The 18,842-nt window shown below is 34.0% G+C and carries 25 protein-coding genes; 10 read left to right on the forward strand and 15 right to left on the reverse strand.

The genetic code is table 11. The annotated features are described in order from the left end of the window. Positions 1 to 35: 35 nt before the first annotated feature. Complete coding sequence (locus tag ABJM36_RS11120) at positions 36 to 290, forward strand: DUF3098 domain-containing protein (RefSeq protein WP_092848302.1); 255 nt, start codon at positions 36 to 38, stop codon at positions 288 to 290. A gap of 27 nt (positions 291 to 317) precedes the next feature. Here the strand turns inward: ABJM36_RS11120 and ABJM36_RS11125 are convergent, their stop codons facing one another. Continuing rightward, entirely contained in the window at positions 318 to 1,448 is a 1,131-nt protein-coding gene (locus ABJM36_RS11125) for a glycerate kinase (protein ID WP_348451519.1), read from the reverse strand. A 93-nt stretch (positions 1,449 to 1,541) separates the two neighbouring features. Between ABJM36_RS11125 and ABJM36_RS11130 the strand changes: the two genes are divergently transcribed. From ABJM36_RS11130 to ABJM36_RS11145, 4 genes are all read left to right on the forward strand, one after another. Next, complete coding sequence (locus tag ABJM36_RS11130; protein WP_348451520.1) at positions 1,542 to 1,790, forward strand: hypothetical protein; 249 nt, start codon at positions 1,542 to 1,544, stop codon at positions 1,788 to 1,790. Between the two features lie 73 nt (positions 1,791 to 1,863). Beyond that, positions 1,864 to 2,658: an undecaprenyl-diphosphate phosphatase gene (locus ABJM36_RS11135; RefSeq protein ID WP_348451521.1), complete on the forward strand. Its 795-nt coding sequence runs from the start codon at positions 1,864 to 1,866 to the stop codon at positions 2,656 to 2,658. A gap of 12 nt (positions 2,659 to 2,670) precedes the next feature. After that, positions 2,671 to 3,390 carry a tRNA pseudouridine(55) synthase TruB gene (gene truB / locus ABJM36_RS11140; protein ID WP_348451522.1) on the forward strand — a complete coding sequence of 240 codons (720 nt, stop codon included), beginning with the start codon at positions 2,671 to 2,673 and terminating at the stop codon, positions 3,388 to 3,390. Between the two features lie 158 nt (positions 3,391 to 3,548). Next, complete coding sequence (locus ABJM36_RS11145; protein WP_348451523.1) at positions 3,549 to 4,262, forward strand: energy transducer TonB; 714 nt, start codon at positions 3,549 to 3,551, stop codon at positions 4,260 to 4,262. Here the strand turns inward: ABJM36_RS11145 and ABJM36_RS11150 are convergent. After that, on the reverse strand, positions 4,249 to 4,863 hold the full coding sequence (locus tag ABJM36_RS11150) for a thioredoxin family protein (protein ID WP_348451524.1): 615 nt from the start codon (positions 4,861 to 4,863) through the stop codon (positions 4,249 to 4,251). The genes ABJM36_RS11145 and ABJM36_RS11150 overlap by 14 nt on opposite strands. A 129-nt stretch (positions 4,864 to 4,992) precedes the next feature. Between ABJM36_RS11150 and ABJM36_RS11155 the strand changes: the two genes are divergently transcribed. Together ABJM36_RS11155 and ABJM36_RS11160 are read left to right on the forward strand one after the other, a co-directional pair. Further along, positions 4,993 to 5,556, forward strand: coding sequence for a DNA-3-methyladenine glycosylase I (locus ABJM36_RS11155; RefSeq protein WP_348451525.1), 564 nt, complete (start codon positions 4,993 to 4,995; stop codon positions 5,554 to 5,556). A gap of 6 nt (positions 5,557 to 5,562) precedes the next feature. After that, complete coding sequence (locus tag ABJM36_RS11160; RefSeq protein ID WP_348451526.1) at positions 5,563 to 6,246, forward strand: DUF2490 domain-containing protein; 684 nt, start codon at positions 5,563 to 5,565, stop codon at positions 6,244 to 6,246. A 13-nt stretch (positions 6,247 to 6,259) separates the two neighbouring features. On the opposite strand, the gene aat is transcribed toward ABJM36_RS11160, so the two are convergent. The 3 genes from aat to ABJM36_RS11175 form a co-directional block, all read right to left on the reverse strand. Then, complete coding sequence (gene aat / locus ABJM36_RS11165; protein WP_348451527.1) at positions 6,260 to 6,889, reverse strand: leucyl/phenylalanyl-tRNA--protein transferase; 630 nt, start codon at positions 6,887 to 6,889, stop codon at positions 6,260 to 6,262. A gap of 94 nt (positions 6,890 to 6,983) precedes the next feature. Then, the gene (locus ABJM36_RS11170; RefSeq protein WP_348451528.1) at positions 6,984 to 7,361 is read right to left on the reverse strand and encodes a DUF3127 domain-containing protein; all 378 of its coding nucleotides are present in this window, start codon (positions 7,359 to 7,361) and stop codon (positions 6,984 to 6,986) included. Between the two features lie 50 nt (positions 7,362 to 7,411). Continuing rightward, on the reverse strand, positions 7,412 to 8,281 hold the full coding sequence (locus ABJM36_RS11175) for a flavin reductase family protein (protein WP_348451529.1): 870 nt from the start codon (positions 8,279 to 8,281) through the stop codon (positions 7,412 to 7,414). Between the two features lie 212 nt (positions 8,282 to 8,493). Here ABJM36_RS11175 and ABJM36_RS11180 point away from each other — a divergent pair, with 212 nt between their 5' ends. Both ABJM36_RS11180 and ABJM36_RS11185 read left to right on the forward strand, forming a co-directional pair. Then, positions 8,494 to 9,651: a HAMP domain-containing sensor histidine kinase gene (locus ABJM36_RS11180; RefSeq protein WP_348451530.1), complete on the forward strand. Its 1,158-nt coding sequence runs from the start codon at positions 8,494 to 8,496 to the stop codon at positions 9,649 to 9,651. Positions 9,652 to 9,655: 4 nt separating this feature from the next. Continuing rightward, positions 9,656 to 10,006, forward strand: coding sequence for a hypothetical protein (locus ABJM36_RS11185; RefSeq protein WP_348451531.1), 351 nt, complete (start codon positions 9,656 to 9,658; stop codon positions 10,004 to 10,006). Here the strand turns inward: ABJM36_RS11185 and ABJM36_RS11190 are convergent. Continuing rightward, complete coding sequence (locus tag ABJM36_RS11190; RefSeq protein ID WP_348451532.1) at positions 10,001 to 10,390, reverse strand: HIT family protein; 390 nt, start codon at positions 10,388 to 10,390, stop codon at positions 10,001 to 10,003. The genes ABJM36_RS11185 and ABJM36_RS11190 overlap by 6 nt on opposite strands. 7 nt (positions 10,391 to 10,397) lie before the next feature. Continuing rightward, on the reverse strand, positions 10,398 to 10,871 hold the full coding sequence (gene greA, locus ABJM36_RS11195; RefSeq protein WP_348451533.1) for a transcription elongation factor GreA: 474 nt from the start codon (positions 10,869 to 10,871) through the stop codon (positions 10,398 to 10,400). Positions 10,872 to 11,129: 258 nt separating this feature from the next. Here greA and ABJM36_RS11200 point away from each other — a divergent pair, with 258 nt between their 5' ends. Next, positions 11,130 to 11,558, forward strand: a complete 429-nt coding sequence (locus ABJM36_RS11200; protein ID WP_348451534.1) for a hypothetical protein — start codon at positions 11,130 to 11,132, stop codon at positions 11,556 to 11,558. On the opposite strand, the gene moeB is transcribed toward ABJM36_RS11200, so the two are convergent. From moeB to thiS, 8 genes are all read right to left on the reverse strand, one after another. After that, positions 11,544 to 12,617, reverse strand: a complete 1,074-nt coding sequence (moeB, locus tag ABJM36_RS11205; protein WP_348451535.1) for a molybdopterin-synthase adenylyltransferase MoeB — start codon at positions 12,615 to 12,617, stop codon at positions 11,544 to 11,546. The genes ABJM36_RS11200 and moeB overlap by 15 nt on opposite strands. A 23-nt stretch (positions 12,618 to 12,640) precedes the next feature. Continuing rightward, positions 12,641 to 13,750: a 2-iminoacetate synthase ThiH gene (gene thiH, locus ABJM36_RS11210; RefSeq protein WP_348451536.1), complete on the reverse strand. Its 1,110-nt coding sequence runs from the start codon at positions 13,748 to 13,750 to the stop codon at positions 12,641 to 12,643. Between the two features lie 9 nt (positions 13,751 to 13,759). Beyond that, positions 13,760 to 14,530, reverse strand: coding sequence for a thiazole synthase (locus tag ABJM36_RS11215; RefSeq protein ID WP_348451537.1), 771 nt, complete (start codon positions 14,528 to 14,530; stop codon positions 13,760 to 13,762). A gap of 45 nt (positions 14,531 to 14,575) precedes the next feature. Next, positions 14,576 to 15,217 carry a thiamine phosphate synthase gene (gene thiE, locus ABJM36_RS11220; protein WP_348451538.1) on the reverse strand — a complete coding sequence of 214 codons (642 nt, stop codon included), beginning with the start codon at positions 15,215 to 15,217 and terminating at the stop codon, positions 14,576 to 14,578. 1 nt (position 15,218) lies between these two features. Then, positions 15,219 to 15,971, reverse strand: a complete 753-nt coding sequence (locus ABJM36_RS11225; protein WP_348451539.1) for a hydroxymethylpyrimidine/phosphomethylpyrimidine kinase — start codon at positions 15,969 to 15,971, stop codon at positions 15,219 to 15,221. Beyond that, positions 15,968 to 16,567, reverse strand: a complete 600-nt coding sequence (locus ABJM36_RS11230) for a thiamine phosphate synthase (protein ID WP_348451540.1) — start codon at positions 16,565 to 16,567, stop codon at positions 15,968 to 15,970. Before ABJM36_RS11230 ends, ABJM36_RS11225 begins: the two co-directional genes overlap by 4 nt. A gap of 146 nt (positions 16,568 to 16,713) precedes the next feature. Continuing rightward, positions 16,714 to 18,573 (reverse strand): phosphomethylpyrimidine synthase ThiC, encoded by a 1,860-nt coding sequence (gene thiC, locus ABJM36_RS11235; protein WP_348451541.1) that lies wholly within the window; start codon positions 18,571 to 18,573, stop codon positions 16,714 to 16,716. A 50-nt stretch (positions 18,574 to 18,623) separates the two neighbouring features. After that, the gene (gene thiS, locus ABJM36_RS11240) at positions 18,624 to 18,824 is read right to left on the reverse strand and encodes a sulfur carrier protein ThiS (protein ID WP_348451542.1); all 201 of its coding nucleotides are present in this window, start codon (positions 18,822 to 18,824) and stop codon (positions 18,624 to 18,626) included. Positions 18,825 to 18,842: the final 18 nt, after the last annotated feature.

The raw sequence follows: 18,842 nt of genomic DNA on the forward strand, positions 1-18,842 counted from the left end.
TTACTTTGCACTAAATTATTCTGCGGAATTTAATCATGGGAGAAAAAAAACGTAAAGAAGAAGCGAAACCAATTTTTGTATTTGGAAAGAAAAACTACCAATTCATGTTTATTGGTTTAGCTATTATTGCACTTGGGTTTATTTTAATGTCTGGCGGTGGAAGTGATGATCCAAACGTTTTTAATCCTGAAATTTTTAGCTGGAGACGTATTCGATTGGCACCAACATTAATTCTTATTGGTTTTGGTATCCAAATTTATGCGATACTTTTAAATCCTGATAAAAAATAGATTAATTACGATACGTATATCTCTAATTTATTCTTTTAAACATTTTCTCGAAAACACATTAGCTATTTCTTTCAGGTAAGAATACCCGTTTTTCATAGCATCATCTAGGTTTTTCGCATAATTTATAACGGCATCTGCATAATGAATTCCGAATTCTTCAGGGCTATTACCCTCTAAATCTATTGCGCCACAAAAGGCAGCCACTTTTATTTTTTTCGCTTTCGCTGAAGACAATACACCTTGAATAGTCTTACCAGACATGGTTTGTGTATCTAACTTTCCTTCTCCAGTAATTATCCAATCGGCTCCTGTAATTTTAAAGTCAAAATCAGCTAAGTCTTTTATGAGTTTTATACCCGGTTCTAAAAGGCCATTTAAAAACACTTTTGATGCTATTCCCATGCCACCTGCAGCACCTGCTCCTTTTACAGATTGCGTGTCTACATTAAAAACGGCCTTTATAAGTTTAGTAAAAGATTCTAAGCCTTTATCGAGCATTTCAATATCTTTACTTGAAGCTCCTTTTTGCGCGCCATAAATATATGCAGCGCCATTTTTTCCGTACAACGGATTGGTTACATCGCAAGCAATACTAAAATTTACATCAAATAATTTAGGACTAATATGGCTAATATCTATATCTGTAATTTGAGATAAATTAGCACCTATAGGCACCACTTCTTTATTATTTTTATCTAAAAAACGATAGCCTAATGCAGTTGCCATTCCAATACCGCAATCATTAGTAGCGCTTCCACCAATACCTAAAATTATGTTTGTTGCACCCTTATTAATAGCATCGAGGATCATTTCGCCAGTGCCTAATGTGGTTGCGTTTTTACAATCAAATTGTTCTGGTTTTAAAAGTTTTAAACCAGAAGCTTCGGCCATTTCAATGAATGCCGTTTTGGACCTTTCAGAATACAGATAAGTCGCTATTACAGGCTTAAAAAAAGGATTATTCACCTCTACTTTTACCGCGGATCCTTTTAGATAATAATTAACCACCTCGATTGTGCCATCACCACCATCTGCTAATGGGAGCTTTAAAATTTCAATATCTAAATTTAAATTTTTTATAGCACCTTCAACAGTATTACAAAACTCTAATCCTGTTAAAGAATTTTTAAACTTATCTGGTGCTAAAACAATTTTCATTTACTCGAAATTTAATTTAAAAACAATGGAAGAAAATAACTAAACACTAAAATGAACACAAAAAACACCAAGAGAATATAAACTTCTTTTATCATGAAATCCTCCTTTTTAATGGCAACATTAAAGTTTGAAATGCTTTTAAATTCAGGGTTACGAGTTAACGCATTAACAGTATACGCTACTACTAAAGCTCTGATTACACCTGTAAAATTAGGTCAAATCATGATATTAACAAAAAAATTTAATATCTGTATCCTAGAATACATTGCTATTAAACATTTAATTGAAGAAATTAAAAGTACTACTGATATTCATAGAAATATAAGGGAACATTACAATTAGAGATTCTACTTTTAAAGTTTAATATTTTTATTTGAAAGACATTTTACTTACGCAATTTTAATACTTTTGCGCCATGGAAATTTTAGACGCAATCATTTTAGGTATTATTCAAGGACTTACAGAGTTTTTACCTGTTTCATCTAGCGGACATTTAGAAATAGGAAAAGCCATTCTAGGGGATAATTCGGTGCCAGAAGAAAGTTTATTATTTACAGTAGTCCTTCATTTTGCCACAGCATTAAGCACCATGGTTATTTTTAGAAAAGATATTTTAAATCTTATTAAAGGCGCTTTAAAGTTTGAATGGAATGACGACTTACAATTCATTTCTAAAATTGCTATTTCTATGATTCCAGCCGTTATTGTAGGTTTATTTTTTGAAGAACAATTAGAATCACTTTTTGGCGGAAACATTTTATTAGTTGGCTGTATGTTAATCGTTACGGCTATCCTTTTATTTTTGGCAGACAAAGCTAAGGACACCGAAAAAAAGGTAAGCTTCCAAAATGCATTTGTTATTGGAATCTCACAAGCTATTGCGATGCTACCAGGAATTTCACGTTCTGGCGCAACCATTTCTACCTCGGTATTACTAGGAAACGATAAAACTAAAGCGGCTCGTTTTTCATTTTTAATGGTAGTGCCTTTAATTTTTGGAAAAATTGCTAAAGATGTTTTAAGTGGCGATTTAACTTATGATTCTGGAAACTTCACAGCACTTTCTATTGGATTTGTTGCAGCTTTTATTGCGGGCTTATTTGCTTGTACTTGGATGATATCGTTAGTAAAGAAAAGCAAACTTTCCTATTTTGCCATTTACTGTGTAATTGTTGGTATTATTGCTATTGTTTTTTCATTATTAAACTAAAACCTAATACACTTGAAAACGCTTGAAGATTACCTTTCTGGAGAAGTTTTACTTATAGACAAACCCCTAAACTGGACGTCGTTTCAAGTGGTTAACAAACTGCGTTGGGAAATCCGTCAAGCCTTCAAAATAAAAAAAATAAAAGTAGGGCACGCTGGCACACTAGATCCTTTAGCTACCGGATTATTGGTTATTTGTACAGGAAAAATGACTAAGCAAATAGACACCTTTCAAGGTCAAATAAAAGAATATACTGGAACTATTGTTTTAGGTAGCACTACACCATCTTATGATTTGGAGAGCGAAATAAACGAAACCTTTCCTATCGATCATATTAATGAAGTCTTAATCTATAAAACTACCGAGCAATTTATTGGTGAAATTCAGCAATTTCCACCTGTTTTTTCTGCATTAAAAAAAGATGGTAAACGCTTATACGAATTTGCTAGAGCTGGCGAGCATGTAGATATTCCTTCGAGAACAATAAACATTTCAGAATTTGAAATTACTAAAATTGATACTTCGACTGCGCTCAGTACAGGCTCAATACACATTGATTTTAGAGTAGTTTGTAGTAAAGGCACCTATATACGCTCTTTAGCAAATGATTTTGGAAAAGCATTAAATTCTGGCGGACATCTATCGGCATTAAGACGCACAAAAATTGGAGCTTTTAATGTTAAAAACGCCAATTCTATTGAAGGATTTATTGATAGTTTATCTTCCAACTAACAGCAAATTCTTTTTAAAACATCTTAGTTTTAGCATAAAAACAAATCATAAATCGTTTAAATTTCACACCCTAAAAATTTTAGAACCTGTGTTAATTAAAACTTTTTAACGTATTTTGCCGTATATATTAGTATGACTCCCTAATTGATAACAACGTATTGCGCCTTAACAATCAACATAAAGCCCTACTTATTACACTTCTAATTTCTGGAACTGTAGTACTCTTTGTTTTCAATTTAAGTCTGAAACAAAAAGATGTCTATGCATCTGAAAGTTATTACTTAATGGAGCCAGAAAAGGAAATCACCGAAGAAGAAATTAAAGTTCTTGAAGCTTTGGAAAATATGAATAACGCTAAGGCAGAAACTAACGACGCTTTTAACGAAACCCAACAATCAAAACATTTTGCTCAAGCTTATAAAACTATTACGCCTCCAGAAGATTATGTTCCTAAATCGAACACCACATCTAACGAATCATCTTCTGCTAGAAAAGCATACGAGGTTCCCGAAGCTTCTAGTTTAAACAGCGAGGAGTTATCCAAATTTAGTAAAGTAAACGATTTGCTAAAAAAGCAACAATCCGATGGCAACAACTCAAAAAGTTCCATTCGCTATTCTTTATTAAACAGAAAGAAAGTACACATACCAATACCTGTATATTTATGCGAAGTAGATGGTAAAATTGTAGTTAATATTACTGTTAATGCCAACGGAAAGGTTATTGATGCCTATGTAAACACCTCGTCAACATCCAATAATGCCTGTTTAATAGAACACGCTATTGATTATGCCAAACGCTCACGCTTTACTCCCGATGCAGCTAAAGACAACCAAATAGGTACTATTACCTTCTTTTTTATTGGCAAATAGGCTCTACAGCAGTAAGAATTTCTACCACATCATTAATTACATTTTGCCCTTTATCTTTATTATACCAATGTTGTAAATCTTCTTTAAACTCTGGTGTTAGTGCTCCATTTTTAGCCTTAAATCTATTTACATAACTTGTAGCTTCACTAGGTCTTGGACCATAGGTATTAAAAACTTCGCCTGTTTCGTTGTCAATCATAATAACTTTAGCTATGGCTCTATTCCCATGGGTTAAAAACAAATCCATAAGTTCTAAATTTTCATCGCGCAGTACTATTTTTATATCAATACCTGGGCTTAATTCCGCTATTTTATTTAATGGAGGAATAACATGTGCCGCATCGCCACACCAACTTTCAGTAATTATTAACCACGTTGTATTTCTATTTAAGGCTTCTATTTTTCCTTTAGCATCTTGGCCAACCTTAATAGTTTTATCCCAACGCTTCATACGCCTATCATTAAGCACGGTATAATTGGCTAAGGCTTCCGTTTTTTCTAATCCTGTATTAGAATTTTCTTCAGCTAATTGCTTTACTAACGTCCTATACTCTTGGTAAGTCATGCTTTTAGCTAAACTTTCTTTTATAATTTGGTTCATAACACTAGTTTTTAAGAAATCCTTAAACAAATTTAAAGTCTTCAGATTTTATATAAGGTGATTTTTGTCATACTTTTACTTTTAACCTTACAGTCTTTTTTAAGAGTATTAAATTTTAGTGGTATTACAATGAAAAAACACAGATGCGGTTGGTGCGAAGGTGATGCTTTATATGAAGCTTACCATGATAATGAGTGGGGCGTTCCTGTTTATGATGATGACACCTTATTTGAATTTTTAATTTTAGAAACGTTTCAAGCGGGTTTAAGTTGGATAACCATATTGCGTAAACGTGAAAACTTCAGAAAAGCCTTTGATAATTTTAATTACAAAAAAATAGCCAACTACCAACAAACTAAAATAGACGCTTTACTTCAAGACACTGGCATTATAAGAAACAAACTAAAGGTTAATGCTACCGTTAGTAACGCTCAATCATTTATGAAGGTTCAAGAAGAATTTGGAAGTTTTAGTGAGTATATTTGGAGTTTTGTTGATGGCAAACCTATAAAAAATAGTGTAAAGCATTATAAAGATGCTCCAGGTAACACGCCTTTAAGCGATACCGTGAGCAAAGATTTAAAAAAACGTGGTTTTAAATTTGTTGGATCTACAGTAGTTTATGCTCACATGCAAGCCACAGGATTGATTAACGACCACGAAGTAAAATGTTTTAGATACCAAGAAGTTTAGTTTTTTATGCCGAAAACATATTTAAATAGCCTTACGCTTTTTCTTTTATTAACATATTTTAATGGCTTTACACAAAACAATTTTAGTGTTTTGGGCGAATCTGTATTGGCCGTTAACCACACTACCACAGAAACTTATAGCTTTAATTTCACATTTAGAAGCCGTTATTTTTTAAACCATACCCATAATTTTACATACCAACAACAACAGGTTGATGTATTTCACTTTTCGCATTATAAATTAAATACAAAAAACAAAATAGGCTTTGGTATGTATTATAGAAACCGAGATTGGTTTGAATCTGGAAGCGACGAACTTCGTTTTACACAACAGTATAATTACAGCAAAAAGAAATTAGGTAAAAGTTACGGACATCGTTTTAGAAGCGAACAACGCATCCTAAAAAACAAAACTATTTTTAGACAACGCTACCGGTTTGCCTTAAATTGTGTATTAAAAGGCACTAAATTACAACTAGGGTCCTCCTATTTAACTAGTGCTATTGAAGGGCTATTGAGTTTAAGCAAACCCAGTAAACCAGAAACCGACATTAGAATTTCTAGTCAAATTGGATGGCTAATTACTAAAGCTTTAAAGCTACAAACGGGACTAGAACACCGTTATGAAGCTTTTAATTTAAAGGCTAAAAACAATTTATTTGTACTGACTTCAGCGGTTTTGAGGATTTAGAAAATTTAAACATTTAACCCTTCAAAAACTCTATAAAAGTATCTCTAGAAACCTCTTCGGCCCCTAAACTTTCTAAATGATTAGTATAGACCTGGCAATCGATTAGCTTATAATTAGTGCTTTGTATAAACAATATAAACCCCACTTTACTAGCGTTACTAACTTTGGCAAACATGCTTTCGCCACAAAAAACGCCATTATTTAAATCTACACCGTAAAGTCCACCTACTAACTCGTTATTTTGCCACACCTCAACCGATTTGGCCAATCCTAATTCATGAAGCTTTACATAAGCCTCAATCGTATCATTAGTCACCCACGTACCTTCCTGCCCGTTTCGTTTAACCAAAGCACATTGGGTTATTACGGCTCTAAAATCTTGGTTTATGGTGACTTTAAAATCTGATTGCCTTAACACCTGCCTCATGCTTTTTGACACTTTAAGCTTTTCGGGATATAACACAAAACGCGGATCTGGAGACCACCATAAAATAGGATTACTTTCATCAAACCAAGGAAAAATACCGCTCTTATAGGCGAGTAGTAATCTTTCAGTAGATAAGTCGCCTCCAACAGCTATAATGCCTTCGAGGGATGTGTTATTCACATCTGGAAACCATATTTTTTCGGTTAGGTATTGCATTTGAGTAAATATAAAAAAACCTCAACATTTAGATAAATATTGAGGTTGGTATTATAAGTTTCCAGCTGTTGCGGAAATAACAAAATTACTTTAATTAAAAAGGTAAATCGTCGTGATCTTCTTCTTTTAAGTTGCCTGCAGGCTCGAAAGCATCTGCTGGTGGCACTGGTGGTACGTTTCCTGATGCGCCTTCAGCTTGAACAGCTTCAATTCTCCATCCTTGAATAGAGTTAAAATATTTAGTTTCACCTTGAGGGTTTACCCACTCTCTACCACGAAGATTAATGCTTATTTTAACTTGTTGTCCTTCTTTATAGCTGTTTAATAAATCTGTTTTATCTTGAACAAATTCCACCATAATATGTTGTGGATACTGCTCTTCAGTTGTTACAACAATTTCCCTTTTTCTAAACCCATTACTTCCAAAAGTTTGAGTTTCTCCAACCATTTTTATTCTACCTTGAACTTCCATTTAATCTAAAATTTAATCTTTATTAATATTTATTGTTGTCTGCCTTTTATTTAAGACAATAGTATTTTTATAGCGCTTTCTACATCTCCAAAACTTAGATAGTTTTGCGCTAACTTATGTTTATCAATAGCTGTTGCACATGCTATATTCGGGTACCGCTCTCCTACTTCATCAATAAAAGCTTTGATACTTTCTTGCGTTGGTAATCCCTCAATATTCCCTAACATTCCTAAATCGTTCCCTGTTAAAACCGTACTATTTTTAACATCATCTGGTAAAGCATCAACTCCAACACCTAATGTTGCTATAGGTTTTGGAATTTCGAAAAACCCTTCCTTAGCTCTACTGTAATAACTACCTCCTGCTCTAGCAACCAAATCTAACTTTTTTTGGTCTATAGCATCATTTTCATCAAGCACATTATCATCAATATGAAGTTTTACAACTTCACATATTATCAAATTACCTGCACCACCTTCAGCCCCTAATTTTATTATTTCATTTACCTTACACTCAAATTGCACTGGTGCTTCGGCTACTCTAAACGGCTTTACAAGGTCTGATTTAAGCATGGTTAAACCCGCTTTTTCAAACTCATTAACACCTTCAGGATATTCTGTACTACTTAATGACATTTGGTGCACCATATTAAAATTAACAACATTAATAACAACTTCTTTTGTTATTTCAGCATTCTGTAACGTATGCTTGGTTGTATTATTTTTTACGCGTCTTGCCGGCGAAAAAATTAAAATTGGTGGGTTTGCACTAAATACATTAAAAAAACTAAATGGCGACAAATTCGGATTTCCCTCAGTATCTATTGTACTTGCAAAAGCAATAGGCCTTGGCGCAATAGCGCTTAACAAATAACCATGTAATTTACTGGTTGATAAGCTTTTTGGGTCTATTGAGGGCATTAGTTATTTTAATTTTTACAAAACTAATCAAAAAAAAGATGAAAATTTAATCTAGTTTTCAACATTACCCTAGTCTATGTCAACAATCCAACTTTATTTGTCATTTTATACTTCATAATTAAGCAATAAAACACCTTAAAATAGAGTTACTAACATCTTGAACAATAATATTAGCAGATTTGCATTATATTACCATAAAAAATTTATTGTAAATGATTTTTACCAAACATAGCAATGCATTCCGTTGGGCTATTGTTATAGCATCCTTTATTATTGTCTCCCTTATACTCTGGAAAACATACGAATTTTTTCAGCATTTTAAAGATGAGGAACGCACCAAAATGGAAAACTGGTCGTTTGCCCAAAACGAAATTATTAATTCGGATATAAATACAAGTTTAGAACTCACACTACAAATTTTAAATAGTAACAAAACAACCCCTATGTTGGTTATTAATGAAGATGGTTCGCTATACAGCTCCAACAACATTGATGAAACCAAACTTACTGATTCAAAATATGTAAAAAAACTTATTGAAACCTTTAAAGAAGAAAACGAACCCATACCGGTTAAAATTGGCAATAGTATTTCTAGTACCATTTACTACGGTAATTCGCCGTTGCTTAATAAATTAAAATACTATCCATTAGCGTTGTTATTAATTATAGTACTGTTTGTAGCGCTTATTTTCTTTTTTTACAGCAGTAACAAAAACGCGACACAAAACAAATTATGGTCTGGAATGGCCAAAGAAACGGCGCATCAAATTGGTACCCCCCTATCCTCTTTAATAGGGTGGACCGAAATACTTAAAACCGAAAATGTAAATCCGGATTACATAGTTGAAATAGAAAAAGATGTGGACCGCTTAAAAACCATTACCGAACGTTTTAGTAAAATTGGCTCTTTACCCGTTTTAGAAAAAGCCGATATTATAAAAGAAACTTTAGATTCTTACGGCTATTTAAAAACAAGGTCTTCAAAACTTGTTGATTTTGATATTATTATCCCTGAAGGCGAAATTTTTGTAAATTTAAACAAGCAACTTTACAGTTGGACCATTGAAAACTTAATAAAAAACGCTATTGATGCCATGAAAGGCAGAGGAAAACTTACTGTAGAAATATCTCAACTTGAAAATGATGTTATGGTAAGTGTAATTGATACCGGAAAAGGTATTCCTAAAAAGAATTTTAATAGTATTTTTGAACCTGGATTTACCACAAAAAAACGAGGTTGGGGATTAGGTTTATCTTTAGCAAAACGTATTATTGAGGATTTTCATGACGGAAAAATTAAGGTACTACAATCTGAAAAGGATAAAGGTAGCACCCTACAAATAAGTTTAAAACGCGCTGCCACTAACTAAAACTATGCCAGAGAAACTAATTGATATAAAAGAAGTAGCATTACATAACAACTGTCCGGAGTGTTTTAGTAAAGAAGGCTTGCGTTTAACTTTCAAACAAAAAATAAAAGAAACACATTTTTATAAATCAATAACTTCGGATATTAGTCATGAAATAAATTGCACCACTTGTAGTTCTATTATTTATCCTGTGCAATGGACTGATGACATTGAACGTGTTTTTGAATATCAGAAAAAAGCATTTACGCCTAAAAAATCCTTGACCTACTTTAAAAAAACGATGTGGATCAGTATTATTTCAGGTATATTAATACTGGCTTTAATACTAGCTTTGGTGTTTTACTTAAATCTATAATTCGGCCTTAATAGATTCTGCCAACGCATTAAATTCTTCAGTAGATAATTTAACCTTTTGAATAAAACGTGCATCGTCCATAGACTGCAAAGGAATTAAATGCACATGAACATGAGGCACCTCTAGCCCAATTACAGAAACACCTATGCGTTTACATGGTACGGCTTTTTTAAGCGCTAAGGCCACGGTTCTAGAAAAAGACATTAATCCGTTATAATCGGCTTCATCTAAATCAAAAATTTTATCAACTTCTTTTTTAGGAATACAAAGTGTATGCCCTTTAGCATTAGGATTTACATCTAGAAATGCTAAAAAGTCTTCCGTTTCTGCAATTTTATAACAAGGTAACTCGCCATTAATAATTTTTGTGAATATAGATGCCATAATTTACTTATCTAGAAATTTCAACGATATCAAATTTCATAACTCCTTTAGGTACTTGAATTTCTGCAACGTCTCCAACCGACTTACCTAACAAACCTTTTCCGATAGGTGAATTTACAGATATTTTTCCTGTAGCTAAATCTGCCTCACCATCTGCCACCAAAGTATAATTCATTTCCATACCATTGGTTTGGTTTTTTATTTTCACTTTTGACAACACCAATATTTTAGAGTTATCTAATTGCGACTCATCAATTACACGTGCTCCTGCCAAAGCATCTTCCAATTTAGAGATGCGCATTTCTAACATGCCTTGTGCTTCTTTAGCGGCATCATACTCTGCATTTTCACTTAAATCGCCTTTATCTCTAGCTTCTGCAATTGCTTTTGAAGCTTTTACGCGCTCAATATCCTTAAGTTGTCTTAACTCGGCTCTTAACTTTTTTAACCCCTCTGGTGTATAGTATGATACTTTACTCATAACTTCATCGTTTAACTTAATAAAAGATGCTGATAAACTTCAAAAATTATGCTTTGAAGTATTCAGCAAATAAAAAAATCCCGCTTACACGAGATTGTAAAACAAAAGTACAAAATTTTAGTTAATTATGTATCGAAAACATTAATATACTTTACTTTAGAACCTATTTAAAAAACAATTAAAACCTCCAAAGGAAAAACACTAAATCACCAAGTACAATCACTATTTATTGTAAATTGCACCCCTATTCTTTTAATCATGAAACTATTTATTTACACTTTATTATTATTAACACTAACTACTTGTAGTGGAAACTCTGTAGACGACAGAAACTGTAATTTTTTACTAGATATTGGAGTTAATGTCTCCATAGATTTAAGCTTACCGCAATACAGTCAACTAACTTTTGCAGGAAATTCGGTATACATAGAAAACCAAGGTAATGCAGGAATTATAGTTGCGAGTACCGGGGTAGATTTTTATGCTTGGGATGCAGCAGATCCTAACCACGCTCTATCCGATTGCTCTGTTATTATACCTTCAGGATTAAATGGCACATGTGGTTGTGGCGACGAAAACACCTATAATTTTGTAACCGGAACCCTTGCTGGAAATAATGGATTAAACTGCCCATTAAAAAACTACCGTGTTCAAGTAAATGGTAATTCGCTTTTAATATTTAATTAAAAATTTAATAGGCAATCCGTTTCTTAAATTTATTAGAGTCGTGTTTGCGAACACATCTCGCAAAAACAAAATAGCCTTTTTACTGCGTATACCAGATTTACAATACACTACAAGAGGTTTGTTTGTACTTATTTCATGGTAACGGTCTTGAAGTTGATTTAAAGGTATATGTAAACCACCTATATGACCTTGTTCGCGTTCCCAAGTTTCACGAACATCTAGCAGGTTAAAATCAGATTTGTTTTTAAGTAATTCGTCTATTGAAATTATTTGATCTGCAGAATCTATACCACAGAAAAAATTATAATCTTCCTCTAGCTTTAAGATTTTTGATTCGTCGGTTTTAGAGAAACTTAAAATCAATTGACGCATGGATAACACATCGAAAACCACTAATTTATTAGCTAACACGTCACCTAAGCCACAAATTATTTTAATAACCTCATTTGCTTGTAAGCTCCCTATTATGCCCGGTAAAACTCCCATAACCCCCACATCGGAACAATTTGGAGATTCTTTTGGTTTTGGCGGTGTTGGGTATAAGCATCGGTAAGTTCCACTACCGTTAAAATTAAATACGCTTACCTGCCCCTCAAACTTGAATATTGAACCATAAACCAAAGGTTTATTTGTAATTACAGCAGCATCATTACACAAATAACGTGTTTGAAAATTATCGCTTCCATCAACAATAATATCAAACGCTTTAAAAAGTGAAAGGGCATTTTTTATGGTCAGTTTATCCTTAAAAACCTGAAACTGAACAAAAGGATTTAACTTCGATAATCGTTTTGCTGCTATCTCTACTTTTGCTTTACCAACATCATCAACGGTATATAAAACTTGACGTTGCAAGTTTGTTTGATCTACCACATCATCATCAATAATCCCCAATGTACCAACACCAGCAGCGGTTAAATATTGTAGTATAGGACAACCCAATCCGCCCGCACCAATAACTAACACTTTGGCCTGTTTAAGTCTTAATTGACCTTCAAGGCCTAATTCATTTAAAAGTATATGGCGGCTATATTGTATCTGTTCCTCTTTACTTAACATAGTATTTATAAATTATGATAAGGTTACCTAAAATGCTGCCAATCTTTCCAAACGACATCCAACCCTTGGTTTTTTAGCATTTTAGTAAATGCTTCGGTTCTTCTTTCATCTGAAATTTCAAACTGTTCTAGAGATTGTGGTTCCACGGCATATCCACCAGGATTTGTTTTCGATTCTGAACTAATAGATGTTATACCTAAATGCACAATGTTGTTTCTAAAAGTTTCACTTTCTCGCGTAGACATTGAGAGTTCCAAATCTTCATCCAACAACCTATAAGCACAAATTAGCTGTACCAAATCGGCATCGGTCATTTCAACCTTAGGCTCTAAACCGCCCGAATGTGGGCGCAGTCTTGGAAAGGAAATGGAGTATTTAGTTTTCCAATACTGTTTTTGTAAATATTTTAAATGTAATGCTGTAAAAAAACTATCTGCCCGCCAATCCTCCAAACCGAATAAAGCACCTAAACCTATTTTATGAATACCCGCTTTACCCAGTCGATCTGGAGTATCTAAGCGATATTCAAAATTAGATTTTTTGCCTTTTGGGTGATGTTTTTTGTACTCGTTTTTATGATAGGTTTCTTGGTAAACTAGAACTGCATATAATCCATTTTCAATCAGCAATTCATACTCATTTTGCTCTAATGGCTGAACTTCAATACTGATATTAGAAAAATGGGGTTTCACTAATTTTATGGCATTATTTAAATAATTAACACCTACTGTTTTATTGGCTTCTCCCGTTACTATTAGTACATGATCAAAGCCTTTTTTCTTCAAGAATTCAACCTCTTTTAAAATTTCATTATCGGTTAAGGTTCGCCTTGGTATTTTGTTAGTAAGGCTAAAACCGCAATAAGTACATATATTTTGGCATTCGTTACTTAAATACAAAGGCGCATACATTTGAATGGTGTTTCCAAAGCGTTTTTTAGTAAGTTGGCGGCTCATTTGTGCCATTTGCTCTAAAAATGGTTTGGCAGCCGGTGAAATTAAAGCCTTAAAATCTTCTAAATTTCGTTTATTACTAGCTAAAGCCATTTCTACATCGGCTTTTGTTTTAGCGTTAATACTAGCCAGCGTATCGTCCCACTTATACGTTTTGAGGTTTGTTTCGAAAGCTATCATAAACTTATTTTAAGTCAAAAATGAGGTTAACGGACTACTAGCCTCGGCATGATTTTTAACTGCTGCTAGTTTTGCTTGATATGCCATTCGACCTGCTTGAACAGCCATTTTAAAGGCCTTTGCCATGGTTACAGGGTTTTGAGAAACTGCAATTGCAGTGTTTACCAAAACAGCATCGGCACCAATTTCCATGGCATGTGCTGCATGAGAAGGCGAACCAATGCCTGCATCTACAATTACTGGCACGTTCGATTGTTCTATAATAATCTCTAAAAAATCACGTGTTTTTAAACCCTTATTACTTCCTATTGGCGCACCTAGCGGCATAACACATTGCACACCCACTTCTTCTAACCGTTTGCATAGCACGGGGTCGGCATGAATATAAGGCATAACAACAAAGCCCTTTTTAACTAATACTTCGGCCGCTTTTAAAGTTTCAATAGGATCTGGTAATAAATATCTTGGGTCTGGATGAATTTCCAATTTCACCCAATTAGTTTCTAAAGCCTCACGGGATAATTCGGCTGCAAAAACAGCTTCTTTTGCATGTCTTACACCTGATGTATTGGGTAATAAATTAATTCTCGAATGGTCTAAATGCGATAAAATATCATCTTCTTTATCTTGAACATCTACACGCTTTAAGGCTACAGTTATTAACTCACTTTCCGAAGCTAATAAAGCGGATTTCATTAATGCCGAAGAACTAAATTTCCCGGTACCCGTAAACAGTCTAGAGGAAAATGTTTTATCTGCTATTTGTAATTTATCATTCATAATAAAAGTAACTTTTATTAAAGGTTTTAGCTTTTTTTTTAAAGGTTATTCAGGTTTCCAAAGTTGTTCTGGTGCTGTACCGCCGTTAATTAATTCTTTAAACATTGTTATTTTGTTAAAATCGCGTGTAATTTCACCTGAAACTGCAATGCCAAAAACGCCCGTAATCATAATATCTAAAACATCATTTAACGTAATGCCGCCAACAGCAATAACTGGTATTTTGGTGTTTAAAGCCGTAATAATTTCAGCATAACCTTGTTCTCCTAAAACAGGACCTAAATTATCTTTTGTTTCGGTAAAACGAAAAGGACCTAAGCCAATATAATCGACGCCTTTATCGATAAGCGTTTGGCAATCTTCTAGCGTATTTGCTGTGCCACCAATAATTTGCCAAGAGGCTAATGCTTTTCGAGCTACAGTTGGGCAAGCATCTTTTTTACCTAAATGCACGCCATCGGCTTTAACTTCTGCGGCCACTTTGTAGTAGTCGTTAATAATTAAGCGCGTTTGGAAGTGATTAGTTATTTCTCTTGCTTTTTTTGCTGTTTCTAAAATGGTTATAGGATCACTTTTTTTTAAGCGCAATTGTACTAATTCGGCTCCAGCAGCACAGGCACTGTGAATATTAATTAAATGTTCTTGTGGTGTTGCACCTTGCGATATGTAATGTAATGTTGTTTTCATGTTATTTTTTTGAATGAAAGCCTAATAATGTAGTATTAGAACTTAAAAATTTCTCGGTGTATTGTTTTCCTTTTAAACAGGCTTTCAACACAGGAAAACCTAAGGCTAAATAGCATGTTATTGCTGATGATAATACGCAACCGCTACCATGTTTTTGGCTACAATTTTTAGATCTAGCATGTAATACAAAATGTTTTTTGTTTTTAAGATGCAGTGCGTCTTGTCCTAGTTTTTCGGGATGGTGACCGCCCTTTAAAAACAGATTGGTTTTAAATTGAATATGTGCAATAGTTTCGCTGATATTTTTCTCTGGGTATAACTGTTGAATTTCGTTATAATTAGGCGTAAGCAGATAGATTTTAGATAATAAAACATCTAATTTTTCTGAATGATTGCTATGAAAATCAAAATTGGAACTCGATTTTAGAATAGGATCTAAGATGATTTTTATTTTAGGATTTAGAAAGTGTAATCTGTTGATGATAATTTGTAAAGTGTCCCAGTTTTCTAAAATGCCAATTTTAACGAAGTTGATTTCAAAACGTTTAAAAAGAACATCTATTTGATTCAAAATAATTGAAGTCGGCATCCAATGGCAAGCAAAAAATGCTTTATCGTCTTGAACTGTATTTGCTGTACAAACAGATAAACCATAACATTTTAAGGCCTCGAATGTTTTAACATCGGCCGTTAATCCGGCACCGTTAGTGGGGTCGAAACCTGCTATAGTTAATATGTTTGGTCTGTTTCTCAAAGTTTTATGTTGCTATGTGCGGTTTGTAACTCAATAAAACTTTTTACAGGGTTTTCAGCATTCCAAACACCACCTAAAACACCAATACCTTTAAAACCGAGTTTGAAAGTTTTCAAAATAGTATCGGTATTAATGCCGCCCATTCCAACAATAAATTTATCGATATGGTTTACATTGAAACCTCGGCCTTGGTAACCAACTTTAGAAATTGATGAAAACACAGGACTTAATAAATGATAATCGAATTCGAATTCGCAGTCGATAAGGTCTTGAATTTCATGAAACGATGAGCTTATAGTTTTACCATACATGCTAAGGTTTTTGAAATATTGCCCAGGATTATCAATGTGGTCTATTCGCTTTTGTTCTTGAAAATGAATGCCTTTTAAAGGGTATGTATTAACAAGCTCATGAAAATAATGAACTACAATCCGGTTGTGATATTGAGCCTCTATTTGGTTTAAATAAGCGCAATGTTGGTCGTAATTTTTTTCTGGTTTTCTAAGATGATAGTATTGTAAACCTTTTTGAAATAACTGATTAAGTATTTCAATTTCGTTTGAAATATCGTTTTCTGGTGAAATTAAGACTATCATTTTCTATTTTTTTGTTTGCGCTTTGTTATGCCGTAGCACTGAGTTAGGGATTGCAGTGAAAATCCTTTTGTTTTTTTACAAAAGATTGTAACGAAAATCCCGCCCGTACTTTTGCTAAAAAGCACGGGAACTCCCTAATTATTTTGTTAAAGATACACTTCGGATCCTTTTTCTTTAAATTCTTTTGATTTTTCTTCGAAACCTTTAGCAATCACCTCGTTGTCTACAATGTCGTTTTCGGCCGCAAAATCACGCACTTCTTGAGATATTTTCATGGAACAGAATTTTGGTCCGCACATGGAACAGAAATGTGCTATTTTGGCGCCTTCGGCAGGAAGAGTTTCATCGTGATATTCGCGAGCGCGTTCGGGATCTAAACCAAGATTAAACTGATCTTCCCAACGGAACTCGAAACGCGCTTTACTTAATGCATTATCTCGATGTTGAGCTCCTGGATGTCCTTTTGCTAAATCGGCTGCATGAGCGGCAAGCTTATAAGTAATAACACCTTCTCTAACATCGTTTTTATTGGGCAATCCTAAATGTTCTTTTGGTGTAACGTAACACAACACTGCACAACCATACCAGGCAATCATTGCTGCACCAATACCAGACGTTATGTGGTCGTAACCTGGAGCAATATCTGTGGTTAGTGGGCCTAATGTGTAAAAAGGAGCTTCGTCGCAATGCTCAAGTTGTTTATCCATGTTTTCTTTAATCATGTGCATTGGTACATGCCCAGGGCCTTCAATAAAACATTGCACATCGTGCTTACGCGCTATTTTTGTTAGTTCACCTAGGGTTTCTAATTCTGCAAATTGAGCTTCATCATTTGCATCGGCAATAGAACCTGGGCGTAACCCATCTCCTAAAGAGAAAGCTACATCATATTGTTTTAAAATTTCGCAAATATCTTCAAAATGCGTGTATAAAAAGCTTTCTTTATGATGTGCTAAACACCATTTTGCCATAATAGATCCGCCACGAGAAACAATTCCGGTTACACGCTTAGCCGTCATGGGTACATAACGCAATAATACACCGGCATGTATGGTAAAATAATCGACACCTTGCTCCGCTTGCTCAATTAACGTATCTCGAAAAATTTCCCAAGTTAAATCTTCTGCAACACCATTTACTTTTTCTAATGCTTGATAGATTGGCACTGTACCAATTGGAACGGGTGAGTTACGGATAATCCACTCTCGGGTTTCATGAATGTTTTTACCTGTGGATAAATCCATAATGGTATCGGCTCCCCAACGGCATGCCCAAACCGACTTTTCTACTTCTTCTTCAATGGAAGATGTAGTGGCAGAATTACCAATGTTAGCATTTACTTTTACCAAGAAATTTCGACCTAAAATCATAGGTTCGCTTTCTGGGTGATTAATGTTATTTGGTATTACCGCACGACCACGAGCCACTTCACTTCTCACAAATTCCGGTGAAATTTTTTCAGGAATAGAAGCTCCAAAATTTTCACCTTTATGTTGTTTTGCTATTTCGGTCATTTCGTCTATTCGTTGGTTTTCACGAATTGCGATGTATTCCATTTCTGGAGTAATTATACCTTGCTTTGCATAATGTAGTTGGGTTACATTTTTGCCTTTTACCCCTCTTTTCGGTTTATGTTTTAGATTGAAACGCAAATCGTCCAGACTTGCATTGTTTAAACGCTCGTTACAATATGTTGACGTAAATTCATTTAAAGTTTCTACATCACCACGTTCATTAATCCATGCTTCACGAATACGTTCTAAACCATTATGAATATTTATTTCCTTTTCTGAATCTGTATAAGGACCTGAAGTATCATAAACGGTTACTGGTTCGTTTTGGGTTAATTTTCCTGTCATGGAATCTTTAGTATCACTCAAATAAATTTCGCGCATTGCTACTTTTATTTGTGGATGTAATGTTCCTGAAACATATATTTTTTTTGAATTAGGAAATGGGTTTCTAGTAACTCCGTTTTGTTGTGGTGCAGTATCTTTTTTCTTCATGTTTTTAACCTTGTGTTATTTTGATTCTAATACGTTAAGTTAATATTGAATTAACCGCCTTGTGTAGATTTAATTATTATGATATCATCTTGATTTTTAATAATGGTTGAAGACCAATTAACATTTTTTACAACGTGTTGATTTATGGCCACGGCAATGCCGTTTGTTGACACTTTTAATTGCGCAACAAGCTGTTCTACCGAAGTATTATCTGTGATTTCACGTGTAGTGTTGTTTACTTTAATATACATAGTGTTACGGTTGTATAA

This window comes from Algibacter sp., from assembly GCF_039977455.1.
Classification (GTDB): domain Bacteria; phylum Bacteroidota; class Bacteroidia; order Flavobacteriales; family Flavobacteriaceae; genus Algibacter_B.

Bases quoted from the DNA above. Each gene is read 5' to 3' on its own strand.
- ABJM36_RS11120 (WP_092848302.1), top strand. From the start codon at position 36: ATGGGAGAAAAAAAACGTAAAGAAGAAGCGAAACCAATTTTTGTATTT.
- ABJM36_RS11125 (WP_348451519.1), bottom strand. From the start codon at position 1,448: ATGAAAATTGTTTTAGCACCAGATAAGTTTAAAAATTCTTTAACAGGA.
- ABJM36_RS11130 (WP_348451520.1), top strand. From the start codon at position 1,542: ATGAAATCCTCCTTTTTAATGGCAACATTAAAGTTTGAAATGCTTTTA.
- ABJM36_RS11135 (WP_348451521.1), top strand. From the start codon at position 1,864: ATGGAAATTTTAGACGCAATCATTTTAGGTATTATTCAAGGACTTACA.
- ABJM36_RS11150 (WP_348451524.1), bottom strand. From the start codon at position 4,863: ATGAACCAAATTATAAAAGAAAGTTTAGCTAAAAGCATGACTTACCAA.
- ABJM36_RS11155 (WP_348451525.1), top strand. From the start codon at position 4,993: ATGAAAAAACACAGATGCGGTTGGTGCGAAGGTGATGCTTTATATGAA.
- ABJM36_RS11160 (WP_348451526.1), top strand. From the start codon at position 5,563: ATGCCGAAAACATATTTAAATAGCCTTACGCTTTTTCTTTTATTAACA.
- aat (WP_348451527.1), bottom strand. From the start codon at position 6,889: ATGCAATACCTAACCGAAAAAATATGGTTTCCAGATGTGAATAACACA.
- ABJM36_RS11170 (WP_348451528.1), bottom strand. From the start codon at position 7,361: ATGGAAGTTCAAGGTAGAATAAAAATGGTTGGAGAAACTCAAACTTTT.
- ABJM36_RS11175 (WP_348451529.1), bottom strand. From the start codon at position 8,281: ATGCCCTCAATAGACCCAAAAAGCTTATCAACCAGTAAATTACATGGT.
- ABJM36_RS11180 (WP_348451530.1), top strand. From the start codon at position 8,494: ATGATTTTTACCAAACATAGCAATGCATTCCGTTGGGCTATTGTTATA.
- ABJM36_RS11185 (WP_348451531.1), top strand. From the start codon at position 9,656: ATGCCAGAGAAACTAATTGATATAAAAGAAGTAGCATTACATAACAAC.
- ABJM36_RS11190 (WP_348451532.1), bottom strand. From the start codon at position 10,390: ATGGCATCTATATTCACAAAAATTATTAATGGCGAGTTACCTTGTTAT.
- greA (WP_348451533.1), bottom strand. From the start codon at position 10,871: ATGAGTAAAGTATCATACTATACACCAGAGGGGTTAAAAAAGTTAAGA.
- ABJM36_RS11200 (WP_348451534.1), top strand. From the start codon at position 11,130: ATGAAACTATTTATTTACACTTTATTATTATTAACACTAACTACTTGT.
- moeB (WP_348451535.1), bottom strand. From the start codon at position 12,617: ATGTTAAGTAAAGAGGAACAGATACAATATAGCCGCCATATACTTTTA.
- thiH (WP_348451536.1), bottom strand. From the start codon at position 13,750: ATGATAGCTTTCGAAACAAACCTCAAAACGTATAAGTGGGACGATACG.
- ABJM36_RS11215 (WP_348451537.1), bottom strand. From the start codon at position 14,530: ATGAATGATAAATTACAAATAGCAGATAAAACATTTTCCTCTAGACTG.
- thiE (WP_348451538.1), bottom strand. From the start codon at position 15,217: ATGAAAACAACATTACATTACATATCGCAAGGTGCAACACCACAAGAA.
- ABJM36_RS11230 (WP_348451540.1), bottom strand. From the start codon at position 16,567: ATGATAGTCTTAATTTCACCAGAAAACGATATTTCAAACGAAATTGAA.
- thiC (WP_348451541.1), bottom strand. From the start codon at position 18,573: ATGAAGAAAAAAGATACTGCACCACAACAAAACGGAGTTACTAGAAAC.
- thiS (WP_348451542.1), bottom strand. From the start codon at position 18,824: ATGTATATTAAAGTAAACAACACTACACGTGAAATCACAGATAATACT.